Raw genomic sequence first — 1,316 nt, forward strand, 5'->3', positions numbered from 1 at the left:
GTTAAAATTGATTATTGAAGATAAATAAGGCTTATTGGCTAATTAAGGTTGTTTATGTTTTAAAATCTATTTCTAAGGTCCCCGGTTTTAAATGGCCATTATTACCTCTATTCATGCATAATTTTTCAGGATTGTTGAGGAATTTATATAGACTGATGTAACTCATGATGTGCAACCTGATAATAGATCTCAGGTTGGAGAATGCCCATTTCCTTTTAAGCTGTATCTGAACGATTTTTATTAGCAGATCGGATATAAATGCACACCATATTTGGATCTTGATCGCATTTTCGTTGTCCCCGAGGAAATATTTGAGGGGGAAATTCTGCTTGACCCTTTTAAAGAGTACCTCGATAAGCCAGCGTTTTTTGTATATTTCTGCAATTTCCTCGGGCAACAGAGAGAAATTATTGGTCAGGAACTCGAATGTACGTCCCGATTCCGCATCGAAAAAAGTAACCATACGTACGTTCAGTCTGATCTTTTCTCTTTGCGTACGCGTCCCCTGTACCAGTATCTGGTCACTCTGTACGCCCGCGTCCATGCTTTTTTGGCTCAGTTCCTTGGATTTGATGACTTCGTACCTTGCATCTTTTTTCTGTCTGGTAACAAAAAAGGCACCCTGTTTCCCGATCCTTTCATATTCTGAATAGTCCACATAACCTTTATCAAACACTATAAACGATCCTTCTTCAAGGTCTATTTCCTTCAGGAAGGGCATGTCATTTGCACTGGCAGCAGTAAAGCTGATTTTCAAGGGGACCTGTTCTGTTGCACCTATCAGGGTATGCACCTTGATTCCGCCCTTTCTTTTGCCGTTCATCTTGCCGGGACTGGGCGCATCGAGTATCCGTTGGAAAAGTGTGATGGTGGAAGAATCCACAATGAAGAGTTTATCATATTGCTTCAACCGGCTGTCCGGTAAAAGATGCCCGTACCGTTTATACAAAAGCTCGTAGATCTGTTGGAAAACATAAAACGACCTTTTGCCGTTTGCATCACAGAGGGTACTTCTTGTGGGCGGGCTGACTATCCCAAGATGAAAAAGCTTGGAATGACATGCATGCATACCGCTAACAACCTCACGGCTGCTGGTGCAATTGTTCAGGCTGCAATAGAGCATGGTAACCAGATGTTCAAAAGTATCAAAATACTTGTAATAGCGGTCGTAACCTCCACGGCGAGACAATGACTTTACCGAGTTCCGGTCGATCAAACTTAATAGCTGATTTAATATCGGCTGTCCGGTAAAAAATGTATTTTTGCCCATGTTGTATTTAGGTGTGGTAACTCAAATATAACACTACAAAGGGTAG

The 1,316-nt window shown here is 41.5% G+C and carries 1 protein-coding gene; it reads right to left on the reverse strand.

The genetic code is table 11. The annotated features are described in order from the left end of the window. Window positions 1-52: 52 nt before the first annotated feature. The gene (locus HDC90_RS25265) at window positions 53-1,270 is read right to left on the reverse strand and encodes an IS4 family transposase (RefSeq protein WP_184471417.1); all 1,218 of its coding nucleotides are present in this window, start codon (window positions 1,268-1,270) and stop codon (window positions 53-55) included. Window positions 1,271-1,316 lie beyond the last annotated feature (46 nt).

Source organism: Pedobacter sp. AK013 (assembly GCF_014205835.1).
GTDB lineage: Bacteria > Bacteroidota > Bacteroidia > Sphingobacteriales > Sphingobacteriaceae > Pedobacter.